General features: G+C 62.4%; 14 protein-coding genes. 9 read left to right on the top strand and 5 right to left on the bottom strand.

What is annotated here, in order from left to right; all coding sequences use genetic code 11:
- Positions 1 to 191: 191 nt before the first annotated feature.
- From AC1DV9_RS25215 to AC1DV9_RS25200, 4 genes are all read left to right on the top strand, one after another.
- Complete coding sequence (locus AC1DV9_RS25215; RefSeq protein ID WP_477950401.1) at positions 192 to 1,730, top strand: mechanosensitive ion channel family protein; 1,539 nt, start codon at positions 192 to 194, stop codon at positions 1,728 to 1,730.
- 27 nt (positions 1,731 to 1,757) lie between these two features.
- Positions 1,758 to 2,546, top strand: coding sequence for a hypothetical protein (locus tag AC1DV9_RS25210; protein WP_112389987.1), 789 nt, complete (start codon positions 1,758 to 1,760; stop codon positions 2,544 to 2,546).
- A gap of 40 nt (positions 2,547 to 2,586) precedes the next feature.
- A complete protein-coding gene (locus AC1DV9_RS25205; RefSeq protein ID WP_112389988.1) occupies positions 2,587 to 3,381 on the top strand; it encodes a transporter in 795 nt (264 codons plus the stop codon).
- A 106-nt stretch (positions 3,382 to 3,487) separates the two neighbouring features.
- A complete protein-coding gene (locus AC1DV9_RS25200) occupies positions 3,488 to 3,979 on the top strand; it encodes a hypothetical protein (RefSeq protein ID WP_112389989.1) in 492 nt (163 codons plus the stop codon).
- Positions 3,980 to 4,037: 58 nt separating this feature from the next.
- On the opposite strand, the gene AC1DV9_RS25195 is transcribed toward AC1DV9_RS25200, so the two are convergent.
- The 5 genes from AC1DV9_RS25195 to AC1DV9_RS25175 form a co-directional block, all read right to left on the bottom strand.
- Entirely contained in the window at positions 4,038 to 6,104 is a 2,067-nt protein-coding gene (locus tag AC1DV9_RS25195) for a carboxy terminal-processing peptidase (protein WP_477950400.1), read from the bottom strand.
- A 132-nt stretch (positions 6,105 to 6,236) separates the two neighbouring features.
- On the bottom strand, positions 6,237 to 7,514 hold the full coding sequence (locus AC1DV9_RS25190) for an MFS transporter (protein WP_477950399.1): 1,278 nt from the start codon (positions 7,512 to 7,514) through the stop codon (positions 6,237 to 6,239).
- Positions 7,492 to 8,004, bottom strand: coding sequence for a flavin reductase (locus AC1DV9_RS25185; protein WP_112389991.1), 513 nt, complete (start codon positions 8,002 to 8,004; stop codon positions 7,492 to 7,494). Before AC1DV9_RS25185 ends, AC1DV9_RS25190 begins: the two co-directional genes overlap by 23 nt.
- Before the next feature lie 31 nt (positions 8,005 to 8,035).
- The gene (locus AC1DV9_RS25180) at positions 8,036 to 9,406 is read right to left on the bottom strand and encodes an LLM class flavin-dependent oxidoreductase (RefSeq protein ID WP_112389992.1); all 1,371 of its coding nucleotides are present in this window, start codon (positions 9,404 to 9,406) and stop codon (positions 8,036 to 8,038) included.
- 205 nt (positions 9,407 to 9,611) lie between these two features.
- Positions 9,612 to 10,415 (bottom strand): helix-turn-helix domain-containing protein, encoded by an 804-nt coding sequence (locus AC1DV9_RS25175; protein ID WP_310301306.1) that lies wholly within the window; start codon positions 10,413 to 10,415, stop codon positions 9,612 to 9,614.
- Between AC1DV9_RS25175 and bioB the strand changes: the two genes are divergently transcribed.
- Genes bioB through AC1DV9_RS25150 form a run of 5 tightly spaced genes read left to right on the top strand, consistent with a single transcriptional unit; the run spans position 10,365 to position 15,397 of the window.
- The gene (gene bioB, locus AC1DV9_RS25170) at positions 10,365 to 11,366 is read left to right on the top strand and encodes a biotin synthase BioB (RefSeq protein ID WP_112389994.1); all 1,002 of its coding nucleotides are present in this window, start codon (positions 10,365 to 10,367) and stop codon (positions 11,364 to 11,366) included. The two genes, AC1DV9_RS25175 and bioB, sit on opposite strands and share 51 nt — an antisense overlap.
- Positions 11,363 to 12,508: an 8-amino-7-oxononanoate synthase gene (locus AC1DV9_RS25165; protein WP_112389995.1), complete on the top strand. Its 1,146-nt coding sequence runs from the start codon at positions 11,363 to 11,365 to the stop codon at positions 12,506 to 12,508. The genes bioB and AC1DV9_RS25165 overlap by 4 nt, the downstream gene beginning before the upstream one ends.
- On the top strand, positions 12,505 to 13,143 hold the full coding sequence (gene bioD / locus AC1DV9_RS25160) for a dethiobiotin synthase (RefSeq protein WP_112389996.1): 639 nt from the start codon (positions 12,505 to 12,507) through the stop codon (positions 13,141 to 13,143). Before AC1DV9_RS25165 ends, bioD begins: the two co-directional genes overlap by 4 nt.
- On the top strand, positions 13,140 to 14,411 hold the full coding sequence (locus AC1DV9_RS25155; RefSeq protein ID WP_477950398.1) for an adenosylmethionine--8-amino-7-oxononanoate transaminase: 1,272 nt from the start codon (positions 13,140 to 13,142) through the stop codon (positions 14,409 to 14,411). The genes bioD and AC1DV9_RS25155 overlap by 4 nt, the downstream gene beginning before the upstream one ends.
- The gene (locus AC1DV9_RS25150; RefSeq protein ID WP_477950397.1) at positions 14,408 to 15,397 is read left to right on the top strand and encodes a beta-ketoacyl-ACP synthase III; all 990 of its coding nucleotides are present in this window, start codon (positions 14,408 to 14,410) and stop codon (positions 15,395 to 15,397) included. Before AC1DV9_RS25155 ends, AC1DV9_RS25150 begins: the two co-directional genes overlap by 4 nt.
- Positions 15,398 to 15,399 lie beyond the last annotated feature (2 nt).

The following is a 15,399-nucleotide window of genomic DNA, read 5'->3' as shown; positions in this document are numbered from 1 at the left end:
CAAGCTGGGAATCCGAGACGCGGGCGCGGATCGATACGGTCATCGCCGCCGTCCCGCGTATTCCGTCTGAAATTGCCGCAACGGCTGCCAGGACGCGTGCCGATGCGATCTCGCACGGATACGCCCCCGTCTTCGTTATTTTCGGTGGTCTCATCGCCATTGGCCTTGCCGCCGAATGGCTCTATCGCAGGATGCGCGGACAGCGGGAGGGAGCGGCTGCCGCGCTGATCCCGATCGCAGTCTTTGCCGGCGCCATGGCCGTGATCTTCTTTGCAATCGAGTGGCCGCCGCTTGCCCGCATCACCCTGCTTGTCTATCTCAGCGCGTTCGTCGTCTATCGCACCGGATCGGTGCTGATCACGCTCGCGGCGCCGGAAGGGCTGCGGCAGCGCGCCAGGATCCTTCTCGGCATCACCGTGCTCGCCATCGCCACGGCAGCGCTCGGCCCGCCGCTCGGCACGGATCCCGCCGTCACGGACGCGATCTCCTATGTGTTTTCGATCATCGTTCTCGCGCTCGGAATTGAGGCCGTCTGGTCCACATGGAGCCGGCCGAAACCCGCAAAGGCGATCGTCACCGGTGTGATGGTGGCGATGTGGATCCTCTGGTGCCTCGATCTGAAAGGCCTGTTCTGGCTCGGCCTCTACGCTCTCATCCTGCCCGGCATCCTGCGGGGTGCAGGAAATGTCGCCGAACACTTCACCTCGGCCGGGGCTGGTCTGCGAAATGTGCTGGTCGTCCGCGGAGCCCGGGCGATCGTCATCGCAATCGCCGCCGGCTGGCTGGCAATCGTCTGGCAGATGAACCCGGAAACCATTGGCCACCGCGATCCGATCGTATCGGCGATCTTCTATGGCCTGCTGCGCAGCGTCGTCGTTCTGCTTGCCGCCGATCTGATCTGGCATCTGGCCAAGAGCTGGATCGACGGAAACCTTGTGGCATCCGCGCCCGCTACATCCACGCCAGCCGACACAGCGCGGCGCGCCCGCTTCCGGACGCTGCTGCCGATCCTGCGCAATGCGCTTGCCGTCATGATTGCCGTCATGGCGGCGTTGATCATCCTCGCCCAGCTTGGCGTGGAGATCGGGCCGCTGATCGCCGGTGCCGGCATCTTCGGCGTGGCACTCGGCTTCGGATCGCAGACGCTGGTCAAGGACATCATCAGCGGCGTCTTCTACATGCTCGACGATGCCTTCCGTGTCGGCGAGTATATCCAGGCCAAGAATTACAAGGGAACGGTCGAGGGCTTCAGCCTGCGATCGGTCCGGCTCAGGCACCATCGTGGCCCCGTGTTCACCGTCCCGTTCGGCGAGCTCGGCGCGGTCGAAAACATGAGCCGGGACTGGGTGATCGACAAGTTCCGGATTTCCGTCGGCTTCGACACCGATGTCGAAAAGGCCCGCAAGCTGACCAAGAAGATCGGCGCCGAACTGCTCGAAGATCCCGAACTCGGGCCTCTCTTCATCGAACCCCTGAAGATGAAGGGCGTCGAGGAATTCGGCGACTACGGCATCGTGCTGGGCTTCGGCATGACCACGGTACCCGGCATGCAGACCTACATACGCCGCAAGGCACAGCTGCGGATCCGGGAAGCCTTCAGGGCAAATGGCATCGAATTCGCGCAGCCGACCGTCAATGTCGGTGGCGACGAGCGGGAGGGTGGAGCGGCCGCAGCCGCCGCCACCATCAAGGCGCAGCAGGCGAAAGCAGCTGCGGCAGCAGAAGTGTGACAAGGGCCAAGGCCGAGGGGACGACACATGCACAGCAAGATTCGATTTGTCATTGGTGTTGCGGCACTGGCCGCCTTCGCCGCGCCTGCGGGTGCTGCCGATCTGCTGCCGGTAACAGCGCCGCAACCATCACCCGAGCGGCCCGACGGCTGGAGTTTCTCGTTCTCTCCCTATTTCTGGATTGCCGGTCTCGATGGCGAGAGCCAAGTGTTCGGCTTGCCGACCGTGGATGTCAGCCAGGATTTCGGCGCCATCATCTCGACCCTGGATTTCGCGTTCATGGGAGCGGGCGATGCCCGCTACGACCGTTTCAGCATCTTCACCGATATCAGCTATGCGAGGGTAACCACCGACTCCGCCACGCCGCGCGGCATCATTGCCGACGACGTTGACCTGAAGACTGTGACCTTCACGGCGCTGTTGGGTGCCGCCTACACGATCTACGAGGACCCGCAGGCGCGCCTCGACATTCTCGCGGGTGCCCGTTTCTGGCATGCCGAAACCACTATCCGCCTGAGTGGCGGCCTGATCGGTAATCTCGAGGGAACCGACAGCGCCAACTGGGTCGATGGTCTTGTTGGTTTCAAGGGCAGCTATTCCTTCACCGACAATGTCTACATGACCGGCTGGGCGATGATTGGTGCGGGCGGCGCCGACCTCGACTGGGATGTGCTGGCCGGCCTCGGCTACAAGTTCAACGACACCATGTCAGCCGTGCTCGGATACCGTGCCCAGGGCGTCGATTACAGCAGTGACGGCTTCACCTACGACATGATCCAGCACGGCCCGATCATCGGCATGACGATCCGGTTCTGAAACTTGCGGCGAAGTGCAGATCCCAATCGGAGACCAACGCATGAAGCCAGGAATTCTCTTTGCCGCAGCGGCCGCTGCGGCGGCCCTCCCGCTACCGGCTGTGGCGCAGGATGCCGATCTCGCCAAGAAGCTTTCCAATCCGGTCGCCTCGCTGATCAGCGTGCCGTTTCAATTCAACTATGACAGCGGTTACGGCCCGCTCGACGGCGACAGGGCCGTGCTGAACATCCAGCCGGTCATTCCCATTTCGATCAACGACGACTGGAACGTCATTTCCCGAACCATCCTGCCGTTCATCTGGCAGAACGACATCGCCGGCAATTCCGGTAGCCAGTTCGGCCTTGGCGACATCACCCAAAGCTTCTTCTTTTCGCCGAAGGAACCGGGACCGGGCGGCATCGTCTGGGGCGCCGGCCCGGTCTTCCTGCTGCCGACCGCAACGGACAAGATGCTCGGCAGCGGCAAGTGGGGGCTCGGCCCGACCGCCGTCGTCCTGAAGCAGGATGGCCCCTGGACCTACGGCGCGCTCGCCAATCACATCTGGTCCGTCACAGGCAACAGCGATCGGCCTGATATCAGCTCCACCTTCCTGCAACCCTTCATATCCTACACCACCCCTGATGCCTGGACTTTCTCGCTTAACACCGAAAGCACCTATGACTGGAAGAACGACCAGTGGGCCGTGCCGATCAATTTTTCGGTGGCAAAGCTCCTGAAGTTCGGCGAACAACCGGTGAGCTTCCAGGTCGGTGCCCGCTACTGGGCCGAAGCGCCCGAGAACGGACCGAACGGCTGGGGCTTCCGCGCCGGGATAACGTTCCTGTTCCCGCAATAGGCTGGCGTCGGGAGAAGCGGTCTGTCACCTGCCTGATCGACATCGCCTATTGCATGCCTGATGGCGCTATGCGATTGCGCGGTCAGATATCGAAGGCGGACGACCCATGACAGCATCGCGATACACCGATTACATCCAGGATCTGAAGGCAGCCCTGGACGATCTGCACGGCAATAGCGACCGGTACCAGACCTTCGATCTCCACGCCGAACTGGCGATGGGGGCGAACCTTCTGGTTTACGAGACGCGCAAGCGCAAGGGCCAGATCGACACCATGGCCTATGCCCGAGCGCCGACAGGCAACAAGCCGATTGCGCCTGACATGGCCAGGGATCGTGTCCTGTCATTCCTGGCGATGCAGGAACACATCGCGCTGACGGGCGATCCGATGATCAGCCTCAACGAGGAATATCCGCATGCGGTGATCAGCTTCGAGCACCGGGCGAAAGGTGCTGCCTCCAATAAATCGATGAAGATGATCTTTGCCGGCGTCAACGATGCCGAAGACGCTGCCCGCTATGTCACGGCCGTCGGCAATCCTGCCGCGATCGTTTCGACGCGCCCGCACGTTTCGAAGAAGCTGTGGGAGTGGAAATAACAGACGCGGGCAGCGGCTTTCACCGCGCCCGCGATTGTTTCTTCTGCTCCTGAAAGGCCTATTTCAGGGTCGTCTCGTCGGCAAGAATAGCGCCGGCTTCGTCGAGCAGCACGTCCTTCGCCTTCTTGCGGGCATTCTCGATCGCAATATCCGCACTGAGGCTGCGCTCGTTTGACTGCAGGCCGTCATCCGGACCCGTGTCTTCGCCGCTGACATCGGCGCGCGCCTTCAGGCGCGCCTCGCGGGCGGCCTGTTCCTTGCGGCGCTCGGCCTCATTGAGGGAGATAAGCCCCTTGTCGCGCTGCGCCTTCAGGTCGGCAATGTCCTCAATCAGGCTCTGATAGCCCGGATCGGTCTTGACGCGCGCATCATGGCGGCTCTGCAACTGTGGCAGCACGCTCTTGATGTCGCCGAAAGGCTTATATTTTGCAGGCTTGATTTCCGTCCATGGCAGGGCGTTATCATAGCTCGTCTCGCCGAAGGTTTTCGGGTCGGAAAGACCCGGGAAGGCGATATCCGGGGTCACGCCGCGCAGCTGCGTCGTCCCGCCGTTGACGCGGAAGAACTGGGCGATCGTCACCTTGAGCTCGCCGAATTTGGGCTTGCTGTTATGCGCCATCTCGTCGAGATCGACGACGGTCTGCACGGTGCCCTTGCCGAAGCTCGGCTCTCCGATGATCACGCCACGTCCGTAATCCTGGATCGCCGCAGCGAAAATCTCCGATGCCGAAGCCGAGCCGCGGTTGATGAGCACACCCACCGGACCAGTCCACAGGGGCTCCTGGAAGTCAGCGCTCTGGACCACGACCTTGCCATCCGTGCCGCGCTGCTGAACGACCGGACCATTGCCGATGAACAGGCCGGTCAGGTCGATCGCCTCGGAGAGCGAGCCGCCGCCATTGTTGCGGATATCGATCAGAACGCTGTCGACATTGTCCTGCTTCAGTTCCTCGAGCAGCTTGGCGACATCGCGGCTGGCGCTCTTGTAGTCCTGGTCGCCCTTCCGACGCGCCTCGAAATCCTCGTAGAATGCCGGCAGCGTAATCACGCCGATCTTGCGCGTGGCATCGCCGTCCTTGACCGACAGGATATCCTTGCGGGCGGCCTGTTTTTCGAGGCTGATCTTGTCGCGCACCAGGCTGATGATGTGATGGCTGCCGTCGGCACTGGCTTCTGCGGGCAGAATGTCGAGACGCACGACGGAGTCCTTCTCACCGCGGATCATCTGCACGACTTCGTCGAGACGGGTGCCGAGCACTTCCTTGATCGCGCCATTCTCGCCCTGGCCGACGCCGATGATGCGGTCGCCGACGGCAAGCTTGCCGGAGAGCTGCGCCGGGCCACCGGGCACGAGTTCGCGGATCGTCGTGTAGTCGTCGCGTTCCTGCAGGACCGCGCCGATGCCGACCAGCGACAGCTTCATCGAAATGTCGAAATCGGCAGAGGCCGAGGCGCCGAAATAGTCCGTGTGCGGATCGACGGAATTGGTATAGGCGTCCATGAACGACTGGAAGACGTCGTCGCTCTTGTACTTGTAGGCGCGCTCCAGAGCGTTTTCGTAGCGCTTGTCGAGCGTATCGCGAATGGCATCGTCCGCCTTGCCGCCAAGCTTCAGCCGCAGCCAGTCGCTCTTGACGCGCTTGCGCCAGAGATCGTCGGACTCGGCTTCGGACTGCGGCCACGGGGCGTTGTCGCGCAGCACGGAATAGTCTTCCTTTACGCTGAAATCGAATCCCTGCTTCAGCAGGCCGCGCGAATAATTCATGCGATCGACGACGCGCTGCTCATAGACGTTGAAGATCGTGAACGGGATCTGCAGGTTCTGCTTCTCGATGGCGTCGTCGATCTTGCTCTTGTCGGCCATGAACTTGTCGATGTCTGCCTTCAGGAAGATCATCCGGTCCGGATCCAGCGACTTGATGAAGTGATCCATGATCTTGGCCGACAGCGCATCATCGAGTGCGACGGGCCTGTAGCTGTAACGGGTCAGAAATTGCGCGCTCATTTGCGCAGCCTGGGCCTGCTGCTTCAGCGGCTCCAATACAGGCGGCGATGCAGCTTCCAGGGCATATGCGGACGGCGCGATTGCAAGGAATAATCCGAATAAACCGTATTGTATGCGCATTCAGCTCTGTTCCAATTCTTGGTGCCGCGTATCAATGACCGATGTAGGTGGAACAATTATGGCTTTTTGGCAACCGGGCGGATCGTCTCTGCGGATGTTTCCAATCGAAAACGGCTGCGGCTTGCAGCCCGGCTAACGCCTGCCGCCGGCCAGAAGCCGTGCTTCCGGGTCGCGCCGCAACCTCAACATCGCGGCACATCCCGCGAAGGGACCCAGCGCAAGCATCGTGAAGGCGCCCGGCCAGCCGAGCAGCGCCCGGACCTCGGGAACGAGGTGAATGCTGACCATCGTGAGCAGAAAGCCCGCGCATGTCTGCGCCGTCAGCAATGTCCCGACTGAGCCGGGCTCCGCAAGCTCCGCGACCGAGGCCGAAAACTGGGCGGAGTCGGCAATCACGGTGATGCCCCAGATGATGGCCACGGGCACCAGCAAGGACAGCGGCGCGGAATAGAGCCAGCCGATCAGCAGCGCGCATATGCCGCTGGCACTCATCGCAGTTGTGGTCACAAAGGTCCGGCCTCGCCTGTCGGCGACGATCCCGCCGAGCCAGGAGCCGGCCGCCCCGGCAGCGATGGTGGCAAAGGTCAGCCAGGCCGCCTTGGTGTCGGCGTTCTGAAGACCGCGCGCCGCAAACGACTGATGCAGGAAGACCGGCAGCCAGGCCCACATGGCGTAGAGCTCCCACATATGTCCGAGATAGCCGAGATTCACGCGCCGCAACGACGTCCGGCGCCAGCTTTCGGCAATCTTCGATAGATCGACCGATGGCGCACGGCGGATGTTGGGGCCAAGCTTGGCGAAGGTGATGAGCACGGTAGCGGCCGCCGCCGATCCCGAAGCCACGCCGTAGATTGCACGCCATTCGACATCGCCGACCGCCGCCAGAAGATGCGGGCTGGCCGAGCCGAGCGTCAGGGCGCCGACCAGAAGACCGATCAGAAGGCCGAGATCGCGGCTTGCCCAGGTCGCGGCCATGCGCATGCCGACCGGATAGACGCCCGCCATGCAGATGCCGGTCAGGAAACGCAGCGCGATCGCACCGGGGCCGACAGGCGCCATGAAGACGAGACATCCCGTGGCAATGGCGGCAATCGCGGCGCACAGCGCAAACAGCCGCCGCGGATCGAAACGGTCCGCCAGCGACAGATGCGCCGAGACGACCGCTCCGGCCACGAAGCCGATCTGCACGGCCGTGGTCAGCATCGCCTCCTGCGAAGCGCCGATTGCATATTGCTGCTTGATGCTGGCGATTGCCGCGCTCGACGAGAACCACACGCTCATCGCCGCCACCTGCGCCGCGAGGATGATCGCCAGCGAAACGGCCTTTCGGCCGGCTGGCTTGGCCGGCGGATCGCCCGCGGCAGATGTCGCTAGGCCGCGCATCGTGTCAGGCCGCAGGTCCGGCCGCATTGACCGGCCTGGTCGCCACCCGATGAAAATCGCGTCCGAAATAGATCAATCCATCGCGGCCCGGCTGATTGCGGACCGCCTTCACACGGCAATAGAAAACCGTATGCGTGCCGACCTCTGACACGGAATCGACCTCGCAATCGATGGCGGAGACTGCGCCATCAAGCACCAGCGCTCCGGTTTCAAGTGTGCTCCAGTTGGCACTGGCAAGGCGCTCGCTGACCGATAATCCCTTCGTCGCGAATTGCATCGCGATCTCTTTCTGCTCGGCGCAGACAATATTGACGCAGAGATTGCCGTTCCGGCGGATGATCTCGTTATTGGCGCTGGAGCGATTGATGCAGACCAGCAGCGTCGGCGGCTCGTCTGTCACCGAACAGACCGCCGAAACCGTGCAGCCGGCAGGGCCTGCGGCTCCATCCGAGGTGATGATATTCACCGCAGCCGCAAGCCCGGCCATGGCATCGCGATACGCAGTTTTATCGACCACGTTCAATCCTTCCTGATGATGCTGAGAGCTGCTACCGGGAGCCGGCTCCGCCGCGATATTGCGCGGCCGAATGGGTCGATGGCAGGCGTGCCGTGCCGAACAGCTTCTCGCGGTAGGTTCCTTCTGCGTATGACGTCTTGTAGACCCCCTTCTCCTGAAGAACAGGGATCAGCAGATCGATGACATCCTCGATGCTCTCAGGCGCAATGGTACGCGACAGATTGAAGCCCGCCACGCCGGTCTCGCCGCTCCAGCCGATCAGCATATCGGCAATCTCTTCGGCCGAGCCCACCCATGGGGTCTGGCGGCTGCCCAGCACCATCTGCTCGAGAAGTTTGCGGCGCGTCCATTGCGGACCCGCCGCCTTATTGATGATCTCGACATTGGAGACGATCGCCTGGCTCTTGCCCGTCTCAATCGGCTCATCGATATCGTATTTCGAAAAATCGATACCAAGCGATGCGGCCGCATGCACCAGCGCCGCTTCGGAACTGACGTAGCGCTTGTATTCCTCGAACTTTTCCTGCGCTTCGGCATTGGTTTTGCCGAGAACGAGGCTGGCGCCAAGGAACACCTTGACGTCCTCAGCCGAGCGGCCTTTCGCTTGCGCCCGCGCCTTGATGTCGGCGGTGATACTGCGGACATCCTCCTTCTTCTGGCCGTTGACGAAGACGCATTCCGCATGGGTCGCTGCAAATTCGCGCCCGCGCGGCGAAGAACCCGCCTGATAAAGCACCGGCGTGCGCTGTGGCGACGGCGAGCAGAGATGCATCGCATCGACCTTGTATTGCGGTCCTTCGTGGTGGATCACGCGAACCTTTGACGGATCGGCAAACATCGCATTCCGGCGATCGGCAATAACGGCGTCGTCGTCCCAGGATCCTTCCCAAAGCTTGTAGACCAGCGACATATATTCGTCGGCGAGATCGTAACGGTCGTCATGCGCGGTCTGACCCTTGAGGCCGATGGCGCGGGCGGCGCTGTCGAGATAACCGGTGACGATATTCCAGCCGATGCGGCCGCCGGTAATGTGATCGAGCGTCGACATCCGCCGGGCAAACAGAAACGGCTGCTCATAGGTGAGATTGCAGGTAACGCCGAAACCGAGATGCTTGGTGACCGCCGCCATCGCTGGGATGACGATCGTCGGATCATTGGCGGGGATCTGCACCCCGCCGCGCACCGCCGCATCCGGACTGCCGCCATAGACGTCATACACACCAAGGACATCGGCAAAGAAGATGCCGTCGAACAGACCGGATTCGAGCTTCTTCGCGTATTCCATCCAATATTGCAGATCGTTGACGCGGTCAGACTGGTCCCGCGGATGCGTCCACATGCCCTGCTGGATGTGGCCCGGGCAGACCATATCGAAGGCATTCAGATGGATCTGGCGAGGCATCATCGATTCCCCTATCTTGGCCAAGGCTCACAGTCGTCCACCATCGTGGATTATCTATGCCAATATGATGGACATTCGATCTGTGTCAAGGCGGCATTTCCGTCCATACGGGACTGCAGGAAGCCGGCGCGGCAAGCGGTCCAGCGCAGCAGGCTTCAGTTTCCGCCATGCTGATCATACCACTATAGTAGCATGATCGACTCCGTCAGGCCTCACGAAGAACGATCACCGCATAACGGCAGGGTTCGGCCGTTTCATTCCGGAAGATGCAATCGTTGGGAGGGCCGAGTTCGAGGCAATCCCCTTCCCGCATCTCATGGCGGACGCCGCCTTCGATGAAGACAAGTTCGCCCGCCAGCACCCAGACGAGGTGCTTGCGATTGGCATAGGACGAGGCGGGAAAGCCCGATTCCTTGCCCGGCGGGAAATCGACATCGATCACATCGATCGGCGTCACCGATCGCGGCGAGACATGGCGGCGCGCATAACCGGTAACGGGATCGATCCAGACCGGCTGGTCGTCCTTGCGCAGCAACATCCCTTCCTGCATCTCGGCACGCACCATCAGTGTCGACATGCTGATCTCGAAAGCGCCTGACAAACGGGCCAAAAGCATTGCCGTCGGGCTTGCCTCGCCGCGCTCGACCTTGTGGATCATCGCGCGGGAAACACCTGAGCGTTTCGCGAGCTCGGTCAGCGACCAGCCGCGAATTTCCCGTTCAATACGCACCCGCGCGCCGAGGCGCTCATCGATTTTATCCAGCATGACGACATCACTAACGCGTGCCACCGGCCGCCGCAACTCGGGTTCCGCGGGCTGCAGCCGCACTAAAGACAGTAAAGCCAGCGGGCGAGCTTCCGCCTCAACCGGCCAGAAATCGCACTCCGGAATTACGGCTTGCCAAATTATCGATAAAATATATTTTCTATCCATAATTTTAATCTTGAGGCGACAAGAATGCCAGAAATCGTTCGGAATACCGAGTTTGAAGCACGTCACGCTCCGCACAAACCGACCAAAACGTTAGACAACGCAAAACTTATCTATAATTTACCGTTTAATGATCTACTCTTCCGGGCGCAAACCGTTCATCGCGCCAATTTCGATCCCAATGCCGTGCAGATGAGCCGGCTCCTCTCGATCAAGACGGGGGGATGTGCGGAAGATTGCGGATACTGCAGCCAGTCGGCGCACAATCCGACCGGGCTAAAGGCGTCGAAGCTGATGGAGGTCGAGCGCGTTCTCGCGGAGGCGCGCAAGGCAAGGGATGCCGGGGCGACTCGCTATTGCATGGGGGCCGCCTGGCGCAGCCCGAAGGATCGCGATCTGGACACGCTGACCGCCATGGTCGAGGGCGTGAAGGCGCTTGGCATGGAAAGCTGCATGACGCTCGGCATGCTCTCGGCCACGCAGGCAGACAGGCTCGCAGAAGCGGGCCTCGACTACTACAATCACAACATCGATACGTCCGAGCGCTTCTACTCCGAAATCATCACCACACGGAGCTTCGAAGACCGGCTCGATACGCTGGAGACTGTGCGGGCTGCCGGCATCAAGGTCTGTGCTGGAGGCATCCTGGGGATGGGCGAAACGGTCGATGACCGGATCTCCATGCTGCTGACGCTCGCAAACCTGCCGGTGGCGCCGGAGAGCGTTCCGATCAATCAGCTGATCGCGATCCCCGGCTCGAAGCTGGAACATGCCGCCCCTGTCGACCCGATCGATTTCATCCGCACGATAGCACTCGCGCGCATTCTGATGCCGACATCCCACCTGCGGCTCTCGGCCGGACGGACGGAGATGAGCGACGAAATGCAGGCACTCTGTTTCTTCGCCGGCGCCAATTCGATCTTCGTCGGCGATACGCTGCTGACGACGGATAATCCCGGCGAAGACCACGACACGTCGCTCTTCCGACGCCTCGGCCTGTCGCCAATGCAACTGGAGCCGGCGCTGTGACCGCAGCGATACTCGCCGGCTATATTGTGACACTGGATGGCCTGCAGCGAAAGACACGCCTGCGCCATCTGGCCCCGCAGCGCGGCGCCGATTTCACCTCCAACGACTTTCTCGCTCTGGCCGGTGCGCCACGTCTCAAGGCGGCGATCGCTGCGGCCATGGAGCGGGGCATTCCCGTTGGCGCAGGGGGATCTCGGCTGCTACGCGGCAATCATCCCGAACACGAGGCGCTGGAGACCGAAGCAGCAGCCTTCTTCGGGGCGGAGCGCGTGCTCTATTTTGGCAGCGGCTATGCCGCCAATTCCGCGCTTTTCTCGACGCTTCCGAAGCGTGAGGATCTGATCGTCCATGATGCGCTGATCCATGCGAGCGCGCATGAAGGCATCGAAGCCAGCAAGGCGGCCTCGACCGCCGTCGCTCACAACGATGCCGATGCTTTCGACGACGCGATCGGGAAATGGCGCAAGCAGGGTGGCCGGGGCCATCCCTGGGTTGCCGTCGAAAGCCTCTACTCCATGGATGGCGACCGCGCACCGCTCGCGGCATTTGCTGACATTGCCGAACGTCACGACGGCTTTCTTGTCATCGACGAGGCGCACGCGACCGGCGTGCTCGGCCCAGGCGGACGGGGGCTGGCGGCCGGGCTTGAGGGCCGGGAGAATGTGCTGGCGCTTCATACTTGCGGCAAGGCGCTCGGCGTTTCCGGCGCTTTGCTTGCCGCTCCCCGGGCGCTTGCCGACTACCTCGTCAACCGCGCCCGCGCCTTCATTTATTCGACGGCGCCCTCGCCGCTCATGGCGGCCGGCGTGCGCGAGGCGCTGCGGATGGTCGAGGATGAACCGGAGCGGCGCATCAGCCTTCAGCAACTGGTTTCGTTCGCCGGCGACGAACTGAAGAGTCGGCTTGGCGTCCAGCCGAGCGGATCGCAGATCCAGCCGGTGATCATCGGTGGCAATGCGCAGGCGGTCCGAATTGCGGACCGTCTGCAGGATCATGGTTTCGACATCCGCGCCATTCGCCCGCCCACGGTACCCGATGGCACCGCGCGGCTGCGCCTGTCGATCACACTCAATACAGACCGCGACCGGATCGCCAGCATGATCGATTGCCTCGCCGCCGTCATGGAGGAAAACAATAGATGACACCGCGTTTCGTGGTCTCCGGCACGGATACCGGCATCGGCAAGACCGTCTTTGCGGCGGGCCTAGCCGGTGCGCTCGGCGCCCATTACTGGAAGCCGGTGCAATCCGGCCTCGAGGATGAGACTGATAGCCAGACCGTCGCCCGGCTCAGCGGATTGCCATCAGGCCATATCGTGCCTGAAGCCTATCGTCTCACAGCGCCCTTATCGCCGCATCTTTCCGCGCGGATTGATGGGATCGAGATCGATATAGGCAAGCTTCTGCCACCCGAATGCAAAGGGCCGCTGGTCATCGAGGGCGCGGGCGGTCTGCTGGTGCCGCTGACGGCTACCACCGTCTTTGCCGATGTCTTCGCGCCGTGGCGCATTCCCGTCATTCTCTGCGCACGAACGGCACTTGGCACGATCAATCACACGCTGCTCTCCCTCGAGGCGCTGCGCCATCGCGCCATCCCGATTTGCGGCGTTGCCTTCATCGGGCCCGAGAACGCGGACACACAGGCGACGATCGCCACCATCGGACAGGTCGATATTCTGGGGCGACTGCCGATGCTGGACAATCTGACGCGTGAAAGCCTCGCCCAGGCATTTCGCGAGAATTTCGATACGCGGCTGATGCTGGAGAACTGCGCATGAGCCGCTCTCCCGTCTGGCACCCGTTCACCCAGCACGCCCTCGAACCGGCGATGAGGCGCATCGTAAAGACAGAAGGCAGTTCTCTTTTCGACGAGGATGGCAATCGTATTCTGGATGCGATCTCTTCCTGGTGGGTCATCACCCATGGCCATCGCCACCCGGCCATCATGGCCGCGATCCGCGAGGCGACAGAGGTCTACGACCAGGTGATCTTTGCTGAATTCACGCATGAGCCAGCCGAAGCGCTGGCGGAAGGCTTGCTCGCCTTCGCTCCACCCGGTTTGCAGCACGTCTTCTATTCCGACAGCGGCTCGACCGCCGTGGAAGTCGCGATCAAGATGGTGCTCGGCACCTTTCACAATCGCGGTATCGCGCGCGACCGCATCGTGGTGATGGAACACGCCTATCACGGCGACACGATCGGCACGATGTCGGCGGGAGAACGCGGCGTCTTCAACGCGCCGTTCGAACCCCTGCTCTTCGGCGTCGATCGCCTGCCTTTTCCCGAAGCCGGCCGCGAGCAGGAAACGCTTGATGCTTTCGAACGCTTCTGCCGCGCCGAAAGGACCGCCGCCATTCTCATCGAGCCGCTGGTGCTTGGCGCAGGCGGCATGAAATTCTATGCAAGCGGCGTTCTCGCCTCTCTGAAGGAAATCGCCGGGCGGTATGGCGTGCTGTTTATCGCCGACGAGGTGATGACCGGCTGGGGCCGGACTGGAACCCGCTTCGCCTGCGAGCAGGCGGGCGTCAACCCCGATATCCTCTGCACCTCGAAGGGCCTGACCGGTGGCGCCCTGCCGCTGGCGGCAACGCTCTGCACGCCGGATATTTTCGAGGCGCATCTGTCCTCAGATCGGCGCAAGACCTTTTTTCACTCGAGCTCCTACACGGCGAACCCCATCGCCTGTGCCGCGGCTGTGGCCAACCTGAAGATCTGGCGCGACGAGCCTGTCGACGCAAGGATCGATGCGCTGGCCGCGCAGCATTCGGCCCACCTGAAACGCTTCGAAAACGACCCGCGATTTACGGGCGTCAGGCAATGCGGAACGATCGCTGCCCTGGATCTCGTGGTCCCTGCGGGCGGCTATCTCGCCGAGGCCGGCCCGCATCTGCGGCGGCTGTTCCGCGAGCGCGGGTTGCTCGTGCGACCGCTTGGCAATGTCATCTACCTGATGCCGCCCTATTGCACGACTGGGGCGGACCTTGCCGCCGCCTATGACGCCATCGACGAGGTGGCTTCGCTCGCCCTGGCAAAGGTGGGGTCGTGACGGCGCTTCTTTCCTCCAGGCTCGCAGGCTTCGGCCACGCCGTCCCGTCGCGTATTGTCCACAATGCGGAGATTGAAAACCGGCTGTGCCTGGAGGATGGCTGGATCGAACGGCGCACCGGCATCCGATCGCGCTACTGGGCAAGCGAGGGTGACACGCTGACTGGCCTTGCCACGGCAGCCGGCCGGATGGCGATCAGTAATTCCGGTCTTGCAGCTGACGATGTGGCCCTCACCCTTCTTGCGACCTCGACGCCCGATCATCTGTTGCCGCCGTCTGCGCCGCTTCTGGCCCACAAGCTCGGGCTCAGGAATTCCGGCGCGATCGACCTTGCCGGGGCCTGTTCCGGCTTTCTCTATGCGCTGACGCTGGCGGATGGTTTCGTGCGCGCCCAGGGGCGGCCGGTGCTGGTCGTCGCTGCCAACATTCTCAGCCGCCGGATCAATCCTGCCGAACGCGCCAGCGCCGTGCTTTTCGCCGACGGCGCGGGAGCCGTCGTGCTCGCGCCCTGCAGCGATGGGAGAAGCGGCCTCAGGGCCGCCGCGCTGGCGTCCGATGGTAGCGGCTATGATCTGATCGGCATTCCGGCGGGCGGGAGCTCCAAACCGTTCACGCGGCAGACGCCGGGCGATGAAATGCTGATGTCGATGCGCGACGGGCGCGAGGTCTTCTCCCGTGCCGTCGAACTGATGACAAGGACGTCGCTTCAGGCCGTCGCCCAGTCCACCGGGACCATTTCGGCCATAGACCGTTTCATTCCGCATCAGGCGAATGCACGTCTTTCCGATGCCATCCGCCGCAATCTGGCGATCGAGGAAAGCAAGGCCGTCAGCACGATCGCCGAATATGGCAATTCTTCCGCTGCAACCATACCGCTTTCACTCTCGGTCGAGAACAGCAGACGGCCGTTCGCGCCAGGAGAGAACCTTCTGATGACCGCGGCAGGCGCGGGTCTGGCTGGCGGGGCAGTCGTCTTTGCGATGTGACC

Source organism: Rhizobium sp. 01L410 (assembly GCF_056400165.1).
The sequence above is the reverse complement of the archived record's forward strand: the minus strand, read 5'-3'. Positions and strand labels throughout refer to the sequence as shown.